Source organism: Pseudorhodoferax sp. Leaf267 (genome assembly GCF_001422405.1).
Lineage (GTDB): Bacteria > Pseudomonadota > Gammaproteobacteria > Burkholderiales > Burkholderiaceae_C > Pseudorhodoferax.
The window spans coordinates 39,062-55,013 of record NZ_LMMV01000025.1 but is presented as its reverse complement, the minus strand read 5'-3'; the positions used below and the strand labels follow the sequence as shown (position 1 = coordinate 55,013).

The 15,952-nt window shown below is 70.0% G+C and carries 16 protein-coding genes; 2 read left to right on the top strand and 14 right to left on the bottom strand.

Annotated features, from left to right (window positions below; all coding sequences use genetic code 11):
• Positions 1-5 precede the first annotated feature (5 nt).
• Positions 6-647 carry a DUF4124 domain-containing protein gene (locus tag ASF43_RS25420; RefSeq protein WP_056187636.1) on the bottom strand — a complete coding sequence of 214 codons (642 nt, stop codon included), beginning with the start codon at positions 645-647 and terminating at the stop codon, positions 6-8.
• Positions 644-1,360 (bottom strand): orotate phosphoribosyltransferase, encoded by a 717-nt coding sequence (gene pyrE, locus ASF43_RS25415; protein ID WP_056187632.1) that lies wholly within the window; start codon positions 1,358-1,360, stop codon positions 644-646. The genes ASF43_RS25420 and pyrE overlap by 4 nt, the downstream gene beginning before the upstream one ends.
• Here pyrE and ASF43_RS25410 point away from each other — a divergent pair.
• Together ASF43_RS25410 and ASF43_RS25405 are read left to right on the top strand one after the other, a co-directional pair.
• Positions 1,359-2,162, top strand: coding sequence for an exodeoxyribonuclease III (locus ASF43_RS25410; RefSeq protein ID WP_200932613.1), 804 nt, complete (start codon positions 1,359-1,361; stop codon positions 2,160-2,162). The two genes, pyrE and ASF43_RS25410, sit on opposite strands and share 2 nt — an antisense overlap.
• Before the next feature lie 34 nt (positions 2,163-2,196).
• Positions 2,197-4,353, top strand: a complete 2,157-nt coding sequence (locus ASF43_RS25405) for a PAS domain-containing protein (protein ID WP_082498172.1) — start codon at positions 2,197-2,199, stop codon at positions 4,351-4,353.
• 12 nt (positions 4,354-4,365) lie between these two features.
• On the opposite strand, the gene ASF43_RS25400 is transcribed toward ASF43_RS25405, so the two are convergent.
• From ASF43_RS25400 to ASF43_RS25345, 12 genes are all read right to left on the bottom strand, one after another.
• Positions 4,366-5,097 (bottom strand): GntR family transcriptional regulator, encoded by a 732-nt coding sequence (locus ASF43_RS25400; protein ID WP_056187624.1) that lies wholly within the window; start codon positions 5,095-5,097, stop codon positions 4,366-4,368.
• Positions 5,098-5,137: 40 nt separating this feature from the next.
• Positions 5,138-5,836 (bottom strand): cysteine hydrolase family protein, encoded by a 699-nt coding sequence (locus ASF43_RS25395; RefSeq protein ID WP_056187621.1) that lies wholly within the window; start codon positions 5,834-5,836, stop codon positions 5,138-5,140.
• A gap of 10 nt (positions 5,837-5,846) precedes the next feature.
• Entirely contained in the window at positions 5,847-7,424 is a 1,578-nt protein-coding gene (locus ASF43_RS25390) for an ABC transporter ATP-binding protein (RefSeq protein ID WP_056187618.1), read from the bottom strand.
• Positions 7,421-8,113 carry a cysteine hydrolase family protein gene (locus ASF43_RS25385; protein WP_056187616.1) on the bottom strand — a complete coding sequence of 231 codons (693 nt, stop codon included), beginning with the start codon at positions 8,111-8,113 and terminating at the stop codon, positions 7,421-7,423. The genes ASF43_RS25390 and ASF43_RS25385 overlap by 4 nt, the downstream gene beginning before the upstream one ends.
• 2 nt (positions 8,114-8,115) lie before the next feature.
• Positions 8,116-9,144 (bottom strand): formamidase, encoded by a 1,029-nt coding sequence (locus ASF43_RS25380; RefSeq protein WP_056187613.1) that lies wholly within the window; start codon positions 9,142-9,144, stop codon positions 8,116-8,118.
• A gap of 14 nt (positions 9,145-9,158) precedes the next feature.
• Positions 9,159-10,079, bottom strand: a complete 921-nt coding sequence (locus ASF43_RS25375; protein WP_056187610.1) for an ABC transporter permease — start codon at positions 10,077-10,079, stop codon at positions 9,159-9,161.
• Between the two features lie 61 nt (positions 10,080-10,140).
• Positions 10,141-11,235, bottom strand: a complete 1,095-nt coding sequence (locus ASF43_RS25370; protein WP_056187607.1) for an ABC transporter permease — start codon at positions 11,233-11,235, stop codon at positions 10,141-10,143.
• A gap of 16 nt (positions 11,236-11,251) precedes the next feature.
• Entirely contained in the window at positions 11,252-12,370 is a 1,119-nt protein-coding gene (locus ASF43_RS25365) for a BMP family ABC transporter substrate-binding protein (protein ID WP_082498170.1), read from the bottom strand.
• A 192-nt stretch (positions 12,371-12,562) separates the two neighbouring features.
• On the bottom strand, positions 12,563-13,990 hold the full coding sequence (locus tag ASF43_RS25360; RefSeq protein ID WP_056187604.1) for an AtzE family amidohydrolase: 1,428 nt from the start codon (positions 13,988-13,990) through the stop codon (positions 12,563-12,565).
• On the bottom strand, positions 13,987-14,193 hold the full coding sequence (locus ASF43_RS25355) for a DUF4089 domain-containing protein (protein ID WP_056187601.1): 207 nt from the start codon (positions 14,191-14,193) through the stop codon (positions 13,987-13,989). Before ASF43_RS25355 ends, ASF43_RS25360 begins: the two co-directional genes overlap by 4 nt.
• A gap of 19 nt (positions 14,194-14,212) precedes the next feature.
• The gene (locus ASF43_RS25350) at positions 14,213-15,034 is read right to left on the bottom strand and encodes an ABC transporter ATP-binding protein (RefSeq protein ID WP_056187597.1); all 822 of its coding nucleotides are present in this window, start codon (positions 15,032-15,034) and stop codon (positions 14,213-14,215) included.
• Positions 15,035-15,116: 82 nt separating this feature from the next.
• On the bottom strand, positions 15,117-15,950 hold the full coding sequence (locus tag ASF43_RS25345; RefSeq protein WP_056187595.1) for an ABC transporter permease: 834 nt from the start codon (positions 15,948-15,950) through the stop codon (positions 15,117-15,119).
• Positions 15,951-15,952: the final 2 nt, after the last annotated feature.

Genomic DNA, 15,952 nt, shown 5'->3' with positions numbered 1-15,952 from the left:
CCGGCTCAGCGTGGCCGGCCGGGCATGGCGCGCTCGGCCCACAGCACGCGCAGCTGTGCGAGCTCTTCGTCGAAGCGCGCATTGACGCGTGCGCGCTCGGCCTGCTGCTCGGCGATGAAGCGCTGCTGCGCCGTGGCGTTCGCGGTGTTCTCCTCGGCCTGGCGCTTGAGCTTGGCAGGCGCCTTGTCGGGCGCGGCCTGGTAGAACTCCATCTCGTTGGCGATGCCGACGCGCTCCTTGGCCAGCTCGGCCAGCCGCTTGTCGGCCACCGCGAGCACGGCATCGATGTTGGCCAGCGCCGCCGCACGCTCGCGGTCGTGGGCGTCCTGGTTCTGGTAGCGCATCAACATGGCGCGGCTGCGGCGCCGCTCCTCGTTGCTGCGCGCCTGTTCCTCGGCGGCCTTCTGCGCGCGGGCCTCTTCCTGGGCGCGCTCGGCCGCGGTCAGCGAGGGGCCGACATTGCGCCGCACGGTGCCGCTGGGGTTGAGCTCCTTCTGCGTGCGGTCCATGCATTCGGTGATGGGGCGGTCCGACGTGATGCGGTTGCCGCGCCCGTCGACGCAGGTGTAGATGCCTGGCTGGGCCAGCACATGGCCGGCAGCGCCCAGGCACAGGGCGCAGGCCCATGCGCGGGCGGCGCGCTTCACGGTGCGCGTTCCTCGACCACGCCGTAGCGTTCCCGGTACGCCAGCACGCGGCCATGGTGCTCGGCCAGGCCGCCCGTGCCATCGGCCGCCAGGTACTGCAGCAGGTCTTCGAGCTTGGCGATCGCGCACACGCCCATGCCCAATTGCCGCTGCACGTACTGCACGGCGCTGTGCGGCACGTCCTGGCCGTCCTCGGTCGCCATCTCCTGGCGGTCCAGCGCGATGACGACGGCATGCGGCGTGGCACCAGCGGCGCGGATCATGGCGATCGATTCCCGCACGGCGGTGCCGGCCGACATCACGTCGTCCACCACGAGCACGCGGCCCTGGAGCGGCGCGCCGACCAGGCTGCCGCCCTCGCCATGGGCCTTGGCCTCCTTGCGGTTGTAGGCGAACGGCAGGTTGCGACCACGGCGCGCGAAGGCCACGGCCAGGGCCGCCGCCAGCGGGATGCCCTTGTAGGCAGGGCCGAACACCATGTCGAATTCGAGAGGGCTGGCCTCCAGGGCCGACGCATAGAATTCCGCGAGCCGGGCCAGCTTGACGCCATCGTCGAACAGGCCTGCGTTGAAGAAGTAAGGGCTCATGCGGCCCGCCTTGGTCTTGAACTCCCCGAAGCGCAGCACGCCGGCCTCGACCGCGAAACGCACGAAGTCCTGGGCCAAGCCATCGTTCTGGCCGCCGCGCGCCGCGCCGGCCCTGTGTTCCACCATGGGAGCTTCCTTGTTCAAGTTGACCAGCCTGAATCTCAACGGCATCCGTTCGGCCACCAGCAAGGGCGTCGAAGCCTGGATCTCGGCAACGGGGCCGGATTGTATTTGTGTACAGGAAATCAAGGCCCAGCTGCCCGACGTCCAGGGGCGTTTCGAGCAGTTGGCTGACATGCAAGGCTACTTTCATTTCGCCGAGAAGAAGGGTTACTCGGGCGTGGGGATCTACAGCCGGCATGCCCCGAGCGACGTGCGGATCGGCTTCGGCGCGCCCGAGTTCGACGCCGAGGGCCGCTACATCGAGCTGCGATTCGACACCCCGGCCCGCAAGTTCTCGCTGATCAGCTGCTACTTCCCCAGCGGCTCCTCGGGCGAGATCCGCCAGGCCGCCAAGTTCCGCTTCCTGGACCTGTTCGACCCCTACCTCGTGGCGCTTAAGCGCGAGCGCGAGTTCATCCTGTGCGGTGACATCAACATCGCGCACCAGCAGATCGACCTGAAGAACTGGCGCAGCAACCAGAAGAACAGCGGCTTCCTGCCCGCGGAGCGCGCCTGGATGGGCAAGCTGCTGGCCGAGACCGGCCTGGTCGACGTCTACCGCAGCCTGCATCCGGAGACGACCAGCGAGTGCTACACCTGGTGGAGCAACCGCGGCCAGGCCTGGGCCAACAACGTGGGCTGGCGGCTGGACTACCACCTGGCCACGCCGCCGTTGGCCGCGCACGCGCGCACGGCCGCGGTCTTCAAGGACCAGCGCTTTTCCGACCACGCGCCGTTGACGATCGATTACGACATCAACCTGTGACGCCGGTGCGGCGCGGCCGCGCAGAAAGGAGAGCATGAACGCCCCAGCCCCGATGCCCGTGAACGAGCAGGCGCGCCTGTCGCGGCTGCGCGAACTGATGGTGCTGGACAGCGCGCCCGAGCCCCTGTTCGATTCGCTGGCCCGCATGGCCTCCGAGATCTGCGGCGTGCCCATCGCGCTGGTGAGCCTGGTCGACGACGAGCGGCAGTGGTTCAAGGCCCAGGCCGGCCTCGCGGGCGTGCGCGAGACGCCGCGCGACATCGCGTTCTGCGCCCATGCCATCTTGCAGGACCAGGTCATGGAGGTGCCCGACGCCACCTGCGACGCACGCTTCGCGGCCAATCCGCTGGTCACGCAGGCGCCCGACATCCGCTTTTACGCCGGCGCACCGCTGAGCCTGCCAAGCGGCGAGCGCGTGGGCACGCTGTGCGTGCTCGACCACGCGCCGCGTCAGCTCACGGCGGAGCAGACGCGCCAGCTCGGCCAGTTGGCCGAGCTGGTGACGCAGGCCCTGGTCATGCGGCGCGACCTGATCGAACGCGCGCTGTCGGTGCGCAGCGCGCACGAGCTGGCGCTGTCCGACAGCGAGGCGCAGCACCGCGCGCTCGTGGAGGGGCAGTCCGAGCTGGTCTCGCTGTCCAGCGAACAGGGCGAACTGCTCTACGTGAACCCGGCCTATGCGCGCCACCTGGGCCACGCACCGCAGGACCTCGTGGGCGCCAACCTGTACGACTACATCGCAGCGGCCGACCGGGACAGCGTGCGCGCGCGGCTCACGCAGGTGCTGCGCACCGGCAACACCCAGACCGGCGAGAACCGCATGGTCGAGCCCGACGGCCAGGAGCGCTGGATCGCCTGGGCCAACACGCGCCGCCACGACGCGCAGGGCCGCGCCGTGCTGCACTCGGTCGGGCGCGACGTGACCGCGCGCAAGCAGGCCGAGCTCGCACTGGCCGCCAGCGAACGCTTCCTGCGGCTGATCACCGACAGTCTGCCCGTGCGCATCTCGTACATGGACCGCACCTACCGCTACCGCTTCGCCAACCGCGCCCAGGCCGATCGCTTCCATCTGCCGCGCGACCAGGTGCTGGGCCACAGCCGCAGCGAACTGCTGCAGCGCGAGACCGACCCGGACGTGCGCGCCCGCACCGACGCCGCACTGGCCGGCCAGGCCCAACGCTTCGAGTTCGAGGAAGAGATCGACGGCCAGCTGCGCCGGCTGGACAGCCAGATGATTCCGGACGTCGCCGACGACGGCACGGTGCGCGGCATCTTCATCACCGCGATCGACATCACCGAGCGCGCCGAGACCGACCGCGCCCTGCTGCGCCAGACGGCCACGCTGCAGTCGGTGGCCGAGGCCATCCCGGCCATGGTGGCCGTGGTCGGCGCCGACGGCCGCTACCGCTTCGTCAACGGTGCGTTCGAACGCTGGCACGGCCGCGCGCGCGCCGAGGTGCTTGGCCGGACCCTGGACGAGGTGCTGGGCCACGACGAGTACAACCCGGCCCGCCCCTGGCTGGCCCGCGCCATGGCCGGCGAAGCCGTCGACTACAAGATCGGCTTTCCCACGCGCGGCGACGTCCACCTGGCCGTGAGCTACATCCCGCTGCGCCTGGACAACGGCACGCCGGACGGCTTCGTCGCCGTGGGCCAGGACATCACCGAGCACCGCAACGAGGAACTGCGGCTGCTGGACCTGAGCCAGCGCGACGCGCTGACGGGCCTGTTGAACCGGGCCGGCTTCGAGGCCTGGCTGGACCGGCAGCTGCAGCACCCGACCGGTGAAGGCCTGGCCATGCTGTGCATCGATCTGGACCGCTTCAAGCCCGTGAACGACCAGCACGGCCACCCGGCCGGCGACGCCGTGCTGCGCCAGTTCGGCGAACGGCTGCGGGCCCTGGTGCGGCCCACCGACGCCGTCGCGCGGCTGGGCGGCGACGAGTTCGCGGTGGTGCTGGCCGGCGTGCGCGATGCGGCGCCGATCGCCGCCGTGGCCGACAAGATCCTGCAGGCGGCGCACGCACCGTTTGCATTTGGCGCGCTGCAGTTGCAGATCGGTGCCAGCGTGGGCACGGCCTACGGGGCGCACCCCCTGCCCGGCTGGCAGGAGCTGCTGGCGCGCGCCGATGCGCTGCTGTACCAGGCCAAGGGCGAGGGCCGCGGGCGCCACGCGGGCCACGGGCGCTGAGCGCGCCGCGCCTCAGCGCGGGCCGCTGTACCCCGCCTGGCGCGCCAGGTGCACCTGGTGCAGCGTGATCTTGCGCACCTCGCTCTGGCTGGTCTCGATGTGGGCGCGCAGCAGCATGGCGGCCTGGTCGCCGCGCTTGCGCTGCACGGCCTTGAGGATCTTGGCGTGCTCGTCGTAGGTCGCGTCGATGCGCGGCTGCTGCGTGAAATCGAGCCGGCGGATGATGCGGATGCGGTCGGTCACCTCGCGGTGCACGCGTGCCATCTCGCGGTTGCCGGCAGCCGCGACGATCTGACAGTGGAACTCTTCGTCCCATTGCGCGATCTGGCCCATGTCGCTGCTGCGCGCGGCGGCTGGCACGAGCCAGATCGCAGCCAATGCATCGAGCAATGCGTGGTCCACGCGCACCGCGTCTTCGCACAGGCGGTGGATGGCCGTGGTCTCCAACACCATGCGCAGGTCGTAGAGCTGCTCGAACTGGTCGAAGTCGAACGGCAGCACGCGCCAGCCGCTGCGGAACAGCACCTCGACGAAGCCCTCCTGCTGCAAGCGGAACAGCGCCTGGCGCACGGGCGTGCGCGAGACGCCCAGGCGCTCGCTGATCTCGTTCTCGGTGAAGCGGTCGCCCGGCACGAGCTGGAAGTCGGCCACATCGCGCTTGAGCTGTTCGTAGACCTCGTCGGCGCGGGAGCGGAAGGCGGGGGCCGGCGTGGCCAGTGGCTTCTTGGTGACGGTGGAGGGCACGGGACGCTCGGGGATCGGAAAAACGGCGGGGAGCCCGACCTTACCCCGAATGCAGCGCCGCCAGCAGCTCGGCGCTCCCGGCCGTCCAGCCCACGATGCCGCCCTGCGCGCGGATCATCGCCAGCGCAGCGGCCTTGAACGCCGGGAAGTAGCTCTCGGTGCAGTCTTCCAGCACCAGGCATTCGTAGCCGCGGTCGTTGGCCTCGCGCATGCTGGTCTGCACGCAGACCTCGGTCGTCACGCCCATGAACAGCAGCGTACGGATGCCGGCCTGCTGCAGCAGCAGGTCGACCGGCGTCGCGTGGAACATGCCCTTGCCGGGCTTGTCGACCACGATCTCGCCGGGCAGCGGCGCCAGCGCCGGGATGATCTGCACGCCGGGCTCGCCGCTGACCAGCACGCGGCCCATGGGGCCGGCATCGCCGATGCGCAGGCTGGGGTTGCCGCGCAGGCGCTTGGCCGGCGGGCAGTCGCGCAGGTCGGGCCGGTGCGCCTCGCGCGTGTGCAGCACCAGGCCGCCCTGGGCGCGCCAGGCCTGCAGCACGGTGCGGCAGGCCGGCACGATGGCCGCGAGCAGGCTCACGTCGTTGCCCAGGCTGGCGCCGAAGCCGCCGGGCTCGATAAAGTCGCGCTGCATGTCGATGATGACCAGCGCGGTGCTGGCCACCTCGAACGGAAAGTCGAAGGGCTGGGCCTCGACCACGAGGGTGCGCGCGTCGCGCACTTCGCCACTGTTCATCTTGTTGCTCCTAATGCCCGCCGCCCATGTGGGCACCTAGAACGTGCCGCTCGGCGGTGGAGGCCGGGGTTTCGTAGACGATGCGGCCTTCGCTCATGACCACGATGCGGTCGGACAGCTCCAGCAGCTCGTCCAGGTCTTCGCTGACCAGCAGCACCGCGCCGCCCTTGCCTGCCACCTGCACGATGCGGCCATGGATCTCCTTGACGGCCGCGAAGTCCAGGCCGAACACGGGGTTGGCCGCGATCAGCACGTTGATGTCGCCAGCCAGCTCGCGCGCCAGCACGGCGCGCTGCACGTTGCCACCCGACAGGCTCTTGATCGGCGCGCCCTCGCCCTGCGTCTTCACGCCGTACTCCTTGATCCACGCGCGCGCGCGGCGCTTCCACTGGCCGAAGCGCAGCCAGCCGCCGGCCGACAGAGGCGGTTGGTCGTAGTCGCGCAGCGCCATGTTCTCGGCCACCGACAGGTCGCCCACGCAGGCATTGCGCAGCGGCTCCTCGGGCAGGCTGCGCACCTTCAGCCGGCCGTTCTCGGCGCGGCGCGCACCGTAGGGCTCGCCCATCACGCGCACGCTGCCGGCATGGCGCGGGCGCTGGCCGACGAGCGCCTCCACCAGCTCGCGCTGGCCGTTGCCCGAGACGCCGGCCACGCCCAGGATCTCGCCGCTCCTGACGGTCAAGGCCACGTCGTGCACGGCCAGCGTGCCGCGGTCGCCCATGGCACTCAGGCCCTGCACCTGCAGCGCCTCTTGCGCACCGGCTGGCACGGGCGCGCGCGCCGCGGCAGCGCCGTGGTCCGACTCCGCGTGGAGCACCTCGGCCGGCGTCGCGGCCTCGCCCATCATGGCGGCGGCGAGGCGCGCCGGGTCGGTGTCGGCCACGCGGCAGTGGTGCACGGCCCTGCCCCGGCGCAGCACGGTCACGGCGTCGGTGTAGGCCATGACCTCGCGGAACTTGTGCGTGATGATGAGCACGGTGCACTGGCCGCTCTGCGCGAAGGCGCGCACATGGCCCAGCACCTCGTCGGCCTCCTGGGGCGTCAGCACCGAGGTGGGCTCGTCCAGGATCAACAGGCGCGGCTTCAGGTAGAGCTGCTTGAGCAGTTCGAGCTTCTGCTTCTCGCCGGCCGCCAGCTCGGCGGGACGGGCATCCAGGTCGAGCCGGAATGGCGTGGTGGCGAGAAAGGCTTCGAGCTCGGCGCGCTTGGCCTTCCAGTCGATCACGGCGGGCGTGTCGCCGCCGGCCAGCAGCAGGTTTTCGGCCACGGTCATGCCGGGCGCCAGCGTGAAATGCTGGTAGACCATCCCGATGCCGAGTGCGCGCGCCACGATGGGGTTGGCGATGTCGCGCTCGCGGCCGTCGATGAGGATGGCCCCCTCCTCGGCGCGCTGGAAGCCGGCCACGCACTTGACCAGCGTGCTCTTGCCCGCGCCGTTCTCGCCCAGCAGCGCGTGCACGGTGCCGGCGTCCACGCGCATGTTCACGTGGTCCATGGCCGTGAAGGCGCCGAAGCGCTTGGTCAGGTTGTAGGTTTCGAGGGCGAGCGCGCCTTCGGCCGGCGCTGCGGATTTGATGGGGGCGATCATGCCAATGCCTCGATCAGGGCCGAGGACGTCGCATGCGCGCCGAACACGCCGCCCTGCATGGTCACCATGTTCAGCGCGGCCTGGTGGTTGGCCGGGTCGGTGGCGGCCGTGCAGTCCGACAGCAGCAGGCATTCGAAGCCGCGGTCGTTCGCGTCGCGCATGGTGGTGTGCACGCACACGTCGGTGGTGATGCCGGCGAGGATCAGGTTGGCGATGCCGCGCGTGCGCAGCACCATCTCCAGGTCGGTCGCGTAGAACGAGCCCTTGCCGGGCTTGTCGATGACGATCTCGCCGGGCCGCGGTGCGAGTTCGGGAATGATCTCCCAGCCCGGCTCGCCGCGCACCAGGATGCGGCCGCAGGGGCCGGCGTCGCCGATGCCCAGCCCGCCCTGGCCGATCTGCCGCGAGCGCCAGCGCTTGTTGGCCGGCAGGTCCGACAGGTCGGGCCGGTGGCCCTCGCGCGTGTGGATGATGGTGTAGCCCAGCGGGCGCATCGCCTCGAACAGCCGCTTGATCGGCGCGATGGGCGCCTGCGTGAGCGACAGGTCGTAGCCCATCACGTCCACGTAGCCGCCTTTGCCGCAGAAGTCGGTCTGCATGTCGATCACGACCAGCGCGGTGTTGTCCGGGCGCAGGCTGCCGTCGTACGGCCAGGCGTAGGGCTTGGCGTTCACATGGCGTGCGGTCATGGTCAGGCCACCTTTCTCACGGGCAGGGGATCGGGCTCGGCGCCAGCGTAGGGGCGCGTGGGCGGGGCGAAGCCGCAGGAGGTGCCGTCGGTCACCTGCACCGTGTCGGCCCACGGCAGCCGGTAGCGCCCCGCCACCATGTCCTGCATGAAGGTGTACGGGCAGTCCTGCGCGCCACCCTGCACCGCCACGTAGCCGCGGTGCCAGAGCTGGTAGGGGTTGTTCTCCACACCCCAGCCGGCGCGCGCCTCGCGCACGAGGTCGGGCCGCAACTCGGCGGTGACGATCTCGTCGGGGCGGCCTCCGCCCTGCACCATCACCGTGCCGTCGAAGCTGCAGAACATGCCTTCGCCCATCGAGTCGAAGCTGCCGTCGCTGCCGCACATGCACACGCTGGCCGTGTAGGCCAGGTTCTGGAAGGCGTTGCTCTGGTTGGTGATGCGCCAGGCGTGGCGGATGGGCGCGGTGTAGCCGGCAGTGCGCAGGATCACCTCCGCGCCCTTGTATGCGGCCTCGCGCGCCATCTCGGGGAACATGCCGTCGTGGCAGATGATGAGCGACAGCTTCACCCCGTTCGGCCCCTCGCAGACCGGCACGCCCAGGTTGCCCGGCTCCCAGGGCTCCACGGGCACCCAGGGGTGCAGCTTGCGGTAGTAGAGCTGGATGGCCCCCAGGTCGTCGATGATGAGGCCGCTGTTGTAGGGGTTGCCGCCGGGGTTGGCCTCCATGATGGAAAAGCACCCCCAGATGCGGTGTTCCACACAGGCCGCCTTGAAGGCCGCCACTTCCGGCCCGTCCAGCGTGCACAGGATCTCGGGGTTGGTGTCCATCGACAGGCCGTGCAACGCGTATTCGGGGAACACCACCAGGTCCATGGTCGCCATGTTCCGGCGCGCCTTGCCCACCAGTTCGCAGATGCGCCGCGTCTGCGCCGCGAGATCCGCGGGCGTCACGACCACCGGCAGCTGCAGCTGCACCAGGCCCAGCACCACGCCGGCCTTGGACTTGTTCAAACCACCGAGACCACTCATCTTTGCGCTCCTTTTTATCGTGCCGACGACAGCTCGCCGGGGCTGCCCGTGGCCACGCTGCCGGGCTTGCAGGTGATCACGAGAATCAGCAGCGTCAGCACATAGGGCACGGTGTTGAACAGGTGGTAGCCGTAGCTGATGCCGATGGACTGCATGGCTGGCGCGATGGCCCCGGCGCCGCCAAACAGCAGCGCCGCGCCCACGCAGCGGATGGGGCTCCAGCGCGCGAAGATCACGAGCGCCACGGCGATCAGGCCCTGGCCGCTGGAGATGCCCTCGTTCCAGCTGCCCGGGTAGAACAGCGTGAGCGAGGCGCCGCCCAGCCCGGCGATGGCGCCGCCGGCCGCGGTGGACGCGATGCGGATGCCGTTGACCGAATAGCCCAGCGCGCGCGTGGCGTTGGCCGAGTCGCCCGCCAGCCGCACCAGCAGGCCGGCGCGCGTGCGGCCGAAGGCCCAGCCCAGCAGCAGCGCCAGCACGATGCCGATGGGCAGCAGCGCGTTGACCTGCAGCGCGGCCTGCACCACGGGCGAATCGCTCCAGCCGCCCAGCGCGATCGCCGGCAGCTGCGGGGCCTGCGGCTGGATCAGCGGCTTGCCGAGGTAGAACGCCAGGCCCGTGCCCAGCAGCATCAGCGCGATGCCGGTGGCCACGTCGTTCACGCCGGGCAGCGAGCACAGCAGGCCGTGCAGCGTGGCCAGCGCGGCACCGGTCAGCGCGCCGATCAACACGCCGACCCAGGGCGAGCCGCTCCAGTACGCGCCGCCGAACGCCGCCATGGCCGACAGCACGAGCACGCCCTCCAACCCCAGATTGATGCGGCCGGATTTCTCGGTCAGGCATTCGCCCAGGCTGACGAACAGAAAGGGCACGCCCACGCGCAGCGCGCCGCCGACGATGGCGGCCACCAGGGCGACCCATTGGTCTTCGGTCATGTGGATACCTCCGTGCTGCGCACTGCGGTGCGAGCTTGCTTGGGGCGGCCCGGCGCGTCGCTCATGCAGTCGCTCCCTTCAACGCGGGCCGGTGTTCGAGTTCTTCATACGGCCGCGCGAACAGCTTGGCCAGCACGGCCTGGCCGGCCACGCCGCGCAGCGCCTCGCTGGCCAGGATCAGCACGAAAGCGATGCCCTGCAGCACCAGCACCGAGGCGTCGGGCAGGCCCACGCGCCGCTGCAGCAAACTGCCGGCCGCGCCGAAGCCGCCGAACAGGATGGCCACCGGGATGATGGCGATGGGGTTGTGCCGTGCCATGAAGGCCACCAGGATGCCGGCGTAGCCGTAGCCCGCGATCAGCGAGGCATTGGCATTGGTGTGCACGGCCGCGACCTCCACCGCGCCCGCCAGGCCGGCGCAGGCCCCGCCCAGCGCGCAGGCCAGCAGGATCAGCCGGGAGGCCGGCAGGCCCATGAGCTGCGCGGTGCGCGGGTTGCCGCCGACCACGCGCACCGAGAAGCCCGAGGCCGTGCTGCGCAGCCAGATCCAGAACGCCAGGCAGGCTGCCACCCCGATGGCCAGGCCCCAGTGCACGTCGGAGCCGAACATGCCGCCGATGCGCAAGCTTTCGTCCAGCGCCAGCGTGGAGGGCTTGTTCAGGCTCGCAGGGTCGCGCAACGCGCCCTCCACGAAATGCTTGAACAGGCCGATGGCCACGTAGGCCAGCAGCAGGCTGCTGATGGTCTCGTTGATGCCGCGCACCTGGCGCAGCCAGCCGGCCAGCGCGATCCACAGCGCGCCGCACAGCGCACCCGCCGCGCAGACCAGCACCGTGCCCAGCACGTTGGTGGGCAGCGGCATCAGGTAGGGCAGGGCCGCGCAGCCCAGGCCGCCCAGCACCAGCGCGCCTTCGCCGCCGATGATGACCAGGCCGGCGCGCGCGGGGATGGCCACGCACAGGGCCGTGAGCATCAGCGGCGCGGCGCGCTGCAGCGTGTTCTGCCAGCTGAACCAGTCGCCGAACGCGCCCTTGAACAGCAGCGTCCAGACCTCGATCGGGTCGACGCCGGCGAACGCGACGAAGATGCCGAACAGCAGCAGGGCCGCGGCGATCGCGAAGACCGGCAGGCCGATGTCCTTGGCGAGGGTGTTCATGCCAGAGCCTGGTAGGTCAGAAGGACCCGTTCACGCCTTCGACCAGGTAGTTCATGTTCTCCAACGCCAGATCCGTCTGCTTCTGCACCTGGCCGGCGCCGAGGACTTCCTTGCCCTTGTTGTCCTTGAGCGGGCCCTTGAAGATGTCGAACTGGCCGGCGAGCATCTTGGCCTTCGTGTCGTCGGCCTGCTTCTTGGCCGCATCGGTCACGGCCGGGCCGTAGGCGGACATCTTCACGAAGCCTTCCTTCAGGCCGCCGCGCAAAAAGTTCGGGTGCGGCTTGCCGGTGCGCGCTGCGTCGATGATGGTCTTGTACGCGGTGATCCAGTTCCACTCGGCGCCTGTCAGGTAGGCCTGCGGCGCGAGTTTGGCCTGGCTGGCGTGGTAGCCGCAGACCATCTTGCCGCGCTTGGCGGCGGTCTCCACCACCACCTTGGGGCCGTCCACGTGCATGGTGAACACGTCGCAACCCTGGTCGGCCAGGCTGTTGGTGGCCTCGGCTTCCTTGACGGCCATGGACCAGTCGCCCGTGAAGATCACGCTGCAGGTGATGCCGGGCTTGACCGAGCGCGCGCCCAGCGTGAACGCGTTGATGTTGCGCAGCACCTGCGGGATGGGCTTGGCCGCGACGAAGGCGATCTTGCCGCTCTTGCTCAGGTGGCCGGCGACCACGCCGTTCAGGAACTGGGCCTCGTCGATGTAGCCGAAGAAGCTGCCCGCGTTCTTGGGGTGCTTGCCCTCGGTCCACATGCCGCCGCAGTGCGAGAAGCGCACGTCGGGGTACTTGGCGGCCAGCGCCAGCAGATGCGGGTCGTAGTAGCCGAAGGAGGTGGGGAACAGCAGCTTGGCGCCGTCCTGCGCAATCATGCCGGTCATGCTCTTTTGCACGGCGGCCGTCTCGGGCACGTTCTCTTCCTCGACGACCTTGATGCCCGGCATCTTCTTGACCTCGGCCGCGGCCTGGGCGTGGGCCTGGTTGTAGCCGTAGTCGTCGCGCGGGCCGACGTAGATCACCCCGATGGTTATCGGCGCCTGCGCTGCCGCGAGGCCGTGCAGGCCCCCGAGCGTGCCGACCGCGCCGAGCGCGGCCAGGGACTTGAGCGAGTCGCGGCGATTGGGATGGTGCAAGGGCATGGCGGGTTCTCCGGTCAGGTGTGATTCAAAACGGTGCAGGGATGATGGATTTCCACTTGGATACAAGTGGATGTGCAAATTCCATGCCCAGGTTTTTGGGCGCTGTGGGGACGGGATGCTTGGGTGGGCGGGCCGAGGACGCCCTGCCTCTGCGCGGTTGGACAGACGCTCTGGCCCCGCCCTGAGGGCAGCTCAGTCCAGCTTGGCCACGGGCGCATGCACCACGCCGGCGCTTTCCAGCGCTGCCGCCACGCGCAGCGTGAGGTCCTCGCGCCAGGGCGCCGCGATGACCTGCACGCCGATGGGCAATTGCGCATGCGCGCCCCACACCGGCACGGCGCACACGGGCAGGCCGATGCACGAGATCGGCTGCGTCAGCACGCCCATGTTGGGGCGCACGGGCAGGCGCTGGCCTTGCAGTTCGAACCACTCCGCGCCGATGGGCGTGGCCGCGCAGGGCGTGGCCGGGGCCAGCAGCACGTCGAAGCGTTCGAAGAGTTTGGCGACCTGCTGGGCATAGTGCTGGCGCACGCGCTGGGCGCGCGCGACCCAGGCGGCAGGCAGCAGCGCGCCGGCCAGGAAGCGGTCGCGCGACAGCGGCTCGAAGTCGCCCGCGCGCTGGCGCAGGTTGGGCAGGTGCAGGGCCGCGCCCTCGGCGTTGGTGACCAGGAACGCGGCGGCGCGGCCGGCTTCGACCAGGGGCAGCTCGACGGTCTTGGTGGCGCCCAGTGCCTCGGCCACGCGGTCCACGGCGCTCGCGGCCTCGGGCAGCGCGCGTTCGCGGAAGTAACCGCCCAGCACGCCGATGCGCAGGCCCGTGACGCCGTGCCGCAGTTGCAGCGCGGTGGGCTCGATGGCGCGTTGTGCGCAGCCGGGATCGTGCGGGCCGTGGCCCTCGGGGCCTTGCATCGCGTCGTAGGCCAGCGCGAGGTCGCGCGCCGAGCGTGCGAAGGGGCCCAGGTGGTCCAGGCTGCTGATGAACGGGAAGCTGCCCGTGCGCGGCAGGCGGCCGAAGGTGGGCTTGAGGCCAAAGACGCCGCACAGCGAGGCCGGCACGCGGATGGAGCCATTGGTGTCCGAGCCCAGCGTCAGAGGCACTTGGCCGGCCGCCACGGCCGCGCCCGAGCCGCCGGACGAACCGCCCGCCACGCGCGTGAGATCGTGCGGGTTGTGCACGGCGCCGACATGGCTGTTCTCGGTTGTGAAGCCGTAGGCGTACTCGTCCATGTTGAGTGCGCCGACCAGCACGGCGCCGGCGCTCTCCAGGCGGCGCACCAGCGTGGCGTCGCTGCGCGCGGGCTCGCTGCCCTTTTCGATCTTCGAGCCCGCCAAGGTCTGCAGGCCCGCGATGTCGAACAGGTTCTTGACCGCGAACGGCACGCCCAGCAGCGGCAGCTCGCGCGTGCGTGCGCCCTTGGCCGAGGCCAGCGAGGCATCGACCTGGGCGGCACGGCGCAGCGCGCGCTCACGCACCACGTCGGTGAAGGCGTTGATGCGGCCATCGGTGTCGGCGATGCGGTCCAGGCTGGCCTGCACGAGCGCCACGGCCGTGACGGCGCCGCCGCGCACCGCCGCGGACATGGCGAAGGCATCCTGCTGCAGGAAGGTCGATGCCGTCATGCCTCGTTCTCCTTCGGCGACACGGGCGTGAAGTGCACGGCGGACTCCACATGCGGGCCCAGCGGCACGGCTTCGACGATGGCGGCGAACTCGGCTGCCAGCGCCAGGTAGCGGACGACACCGGGGCGGTGCGCGGGGCTCAGCGGCAGGTTCAGCGCGGCGCTGGCCGCGCTCACGTAGGCGTCGACTTGGGCGGGTGTCATGGCGAAGATCCAGTGGCTGCTAACGCCGCACCTCGCGCTGGAAGATCTCCAGGCTGCGTTTCTTGGCGTGGATGAAACTGGGCTCGGACAGCGTTTCCACCGTGCGCGGCCGTGCGTCCTCGTATAGCAAGATCTCGGCCACGCGCGTGGGCCGCTTGGTCAGCAGCAGCACCTGGTCGGCCAGGTACACGGCCTCTTCCAGGTCGTGCGAGACCAGCAGCATGGTGGTGCCGGTCTGCATGAACACCTCCTGCAGCTTCTCGCGGATGAAGAGGGTCATCTCGAAGTCCAGTGCCGAGAAGGGTTCGTCCAGGAACAGCACCTCGGGGTTGGGCGCCAGCGCGCGCATGATGGACGCGGTCTGCTGTTGGCCGCCCGACAGCTCGTAGGGGAAGCGGTGCAGGTCGAACTTCACGTCGAAGCTGGCCACCAGCTCGGCCATGCGCCGGTCCACCTCGGCCTTGCTGCGGCCCTCGAGCAGCAGCGGGTAGGCGATGTTGTCGATGGTGCGCATCCACGGGAACATGGCCTCGCGGTAGTTCTGGAACACGTAGCCGATCTTGGTGTCCTTCAGGCTCTTGCCGTCGAACAGGATCTCGCCCGCGTCGATAGGGATCAGCCCCGCGATCATGTTGATCAGCGTGCTCTTGCCGCAGCCGTTGGGGCCGAACACGGACACGATCTTGTGCTTCGGGATGTCGAGGTCGAAGTTCTCGTACAGCGGCCAGCCCGCGAAGTACTTGGTCAGGCCGCGGATGGTGATGTGCGTGCCGGCGGGGCCGGGCTGGAAGGGGGCCTTGGGGACATCGGCGAACGCCGGGGCGTTGAGGACGGCGCTCATGACAAGCCCCCGCCGGGCCGCCCCAAGGGGGCTTGGGCCCCCCCGGGGGGCAGCGTAGTACACGTAGTGACAAGCGTGGGGGTCATCTTCCACTCCAATGCACGATGCGGCGTTCGAGAACCAGGAACAGAATGTTCAGCGCATAGCCCAGCGCGCCCGCGGCCAGGATGGACGCGTACATGTCCTTCACGTTCATGACCTGCTGCGAGTTGATGATGCGGTTGCCCAGGCCGCTGTCGGCGCCGATGAACATCTCGGCCACGATCACGATGACCAGCGCCATGGACACGGCCGAGCGCAGGCCGACGAAGCTGGGCTGCAGGCTCTCCCAGACCAGCACGTCCTTGAAGATCTGCCAGCGCGTGGCGCCCATGACCTTGGCCGCCATCACGCGCTGCTTGCGCGCGTTGATCACGCCATAGGCGCTGTTGAACACCACGATCAGCAGCGCGCCGAAGGCCGCGATGGCGACCTTGTTCACGTCCGACACGCCGAAGATCATGAGGAACAGCGGGATCAATGCCGACGAGGGCGTGGAACGGAAGAAGTCGATCAGAAACTCCACGCTGCGGTAGGCGCGCTCGTTGCTGCCCAGCAGCACGCCCAGCGGCATGCCGACGGCGGCCGCGATCAAGAAGGCCTGCACTGTGCGCCAGACCGTGACCGTGAAGTCGATGAGCAGCGGGCCACCGGCCAGCCCCGACACCAGCACCAGCAGCGTGTCGCCCGGGCTGGGCAGCAGTATGGCCTTGATGAGGCCGAAGCGCACCACCAGGTCCCAGACGATGAACAGCACCACCGGGCCGATGGCGGGCAGGAACTTGTCCCACAGCGGCGGCTTGGGCGCGTGACCCGCGCCGCTCTGCGGGGCCGGCGGTGTCCAGGGCTTTGCAGCCGCGGGTGATGTGGCGGCCATCA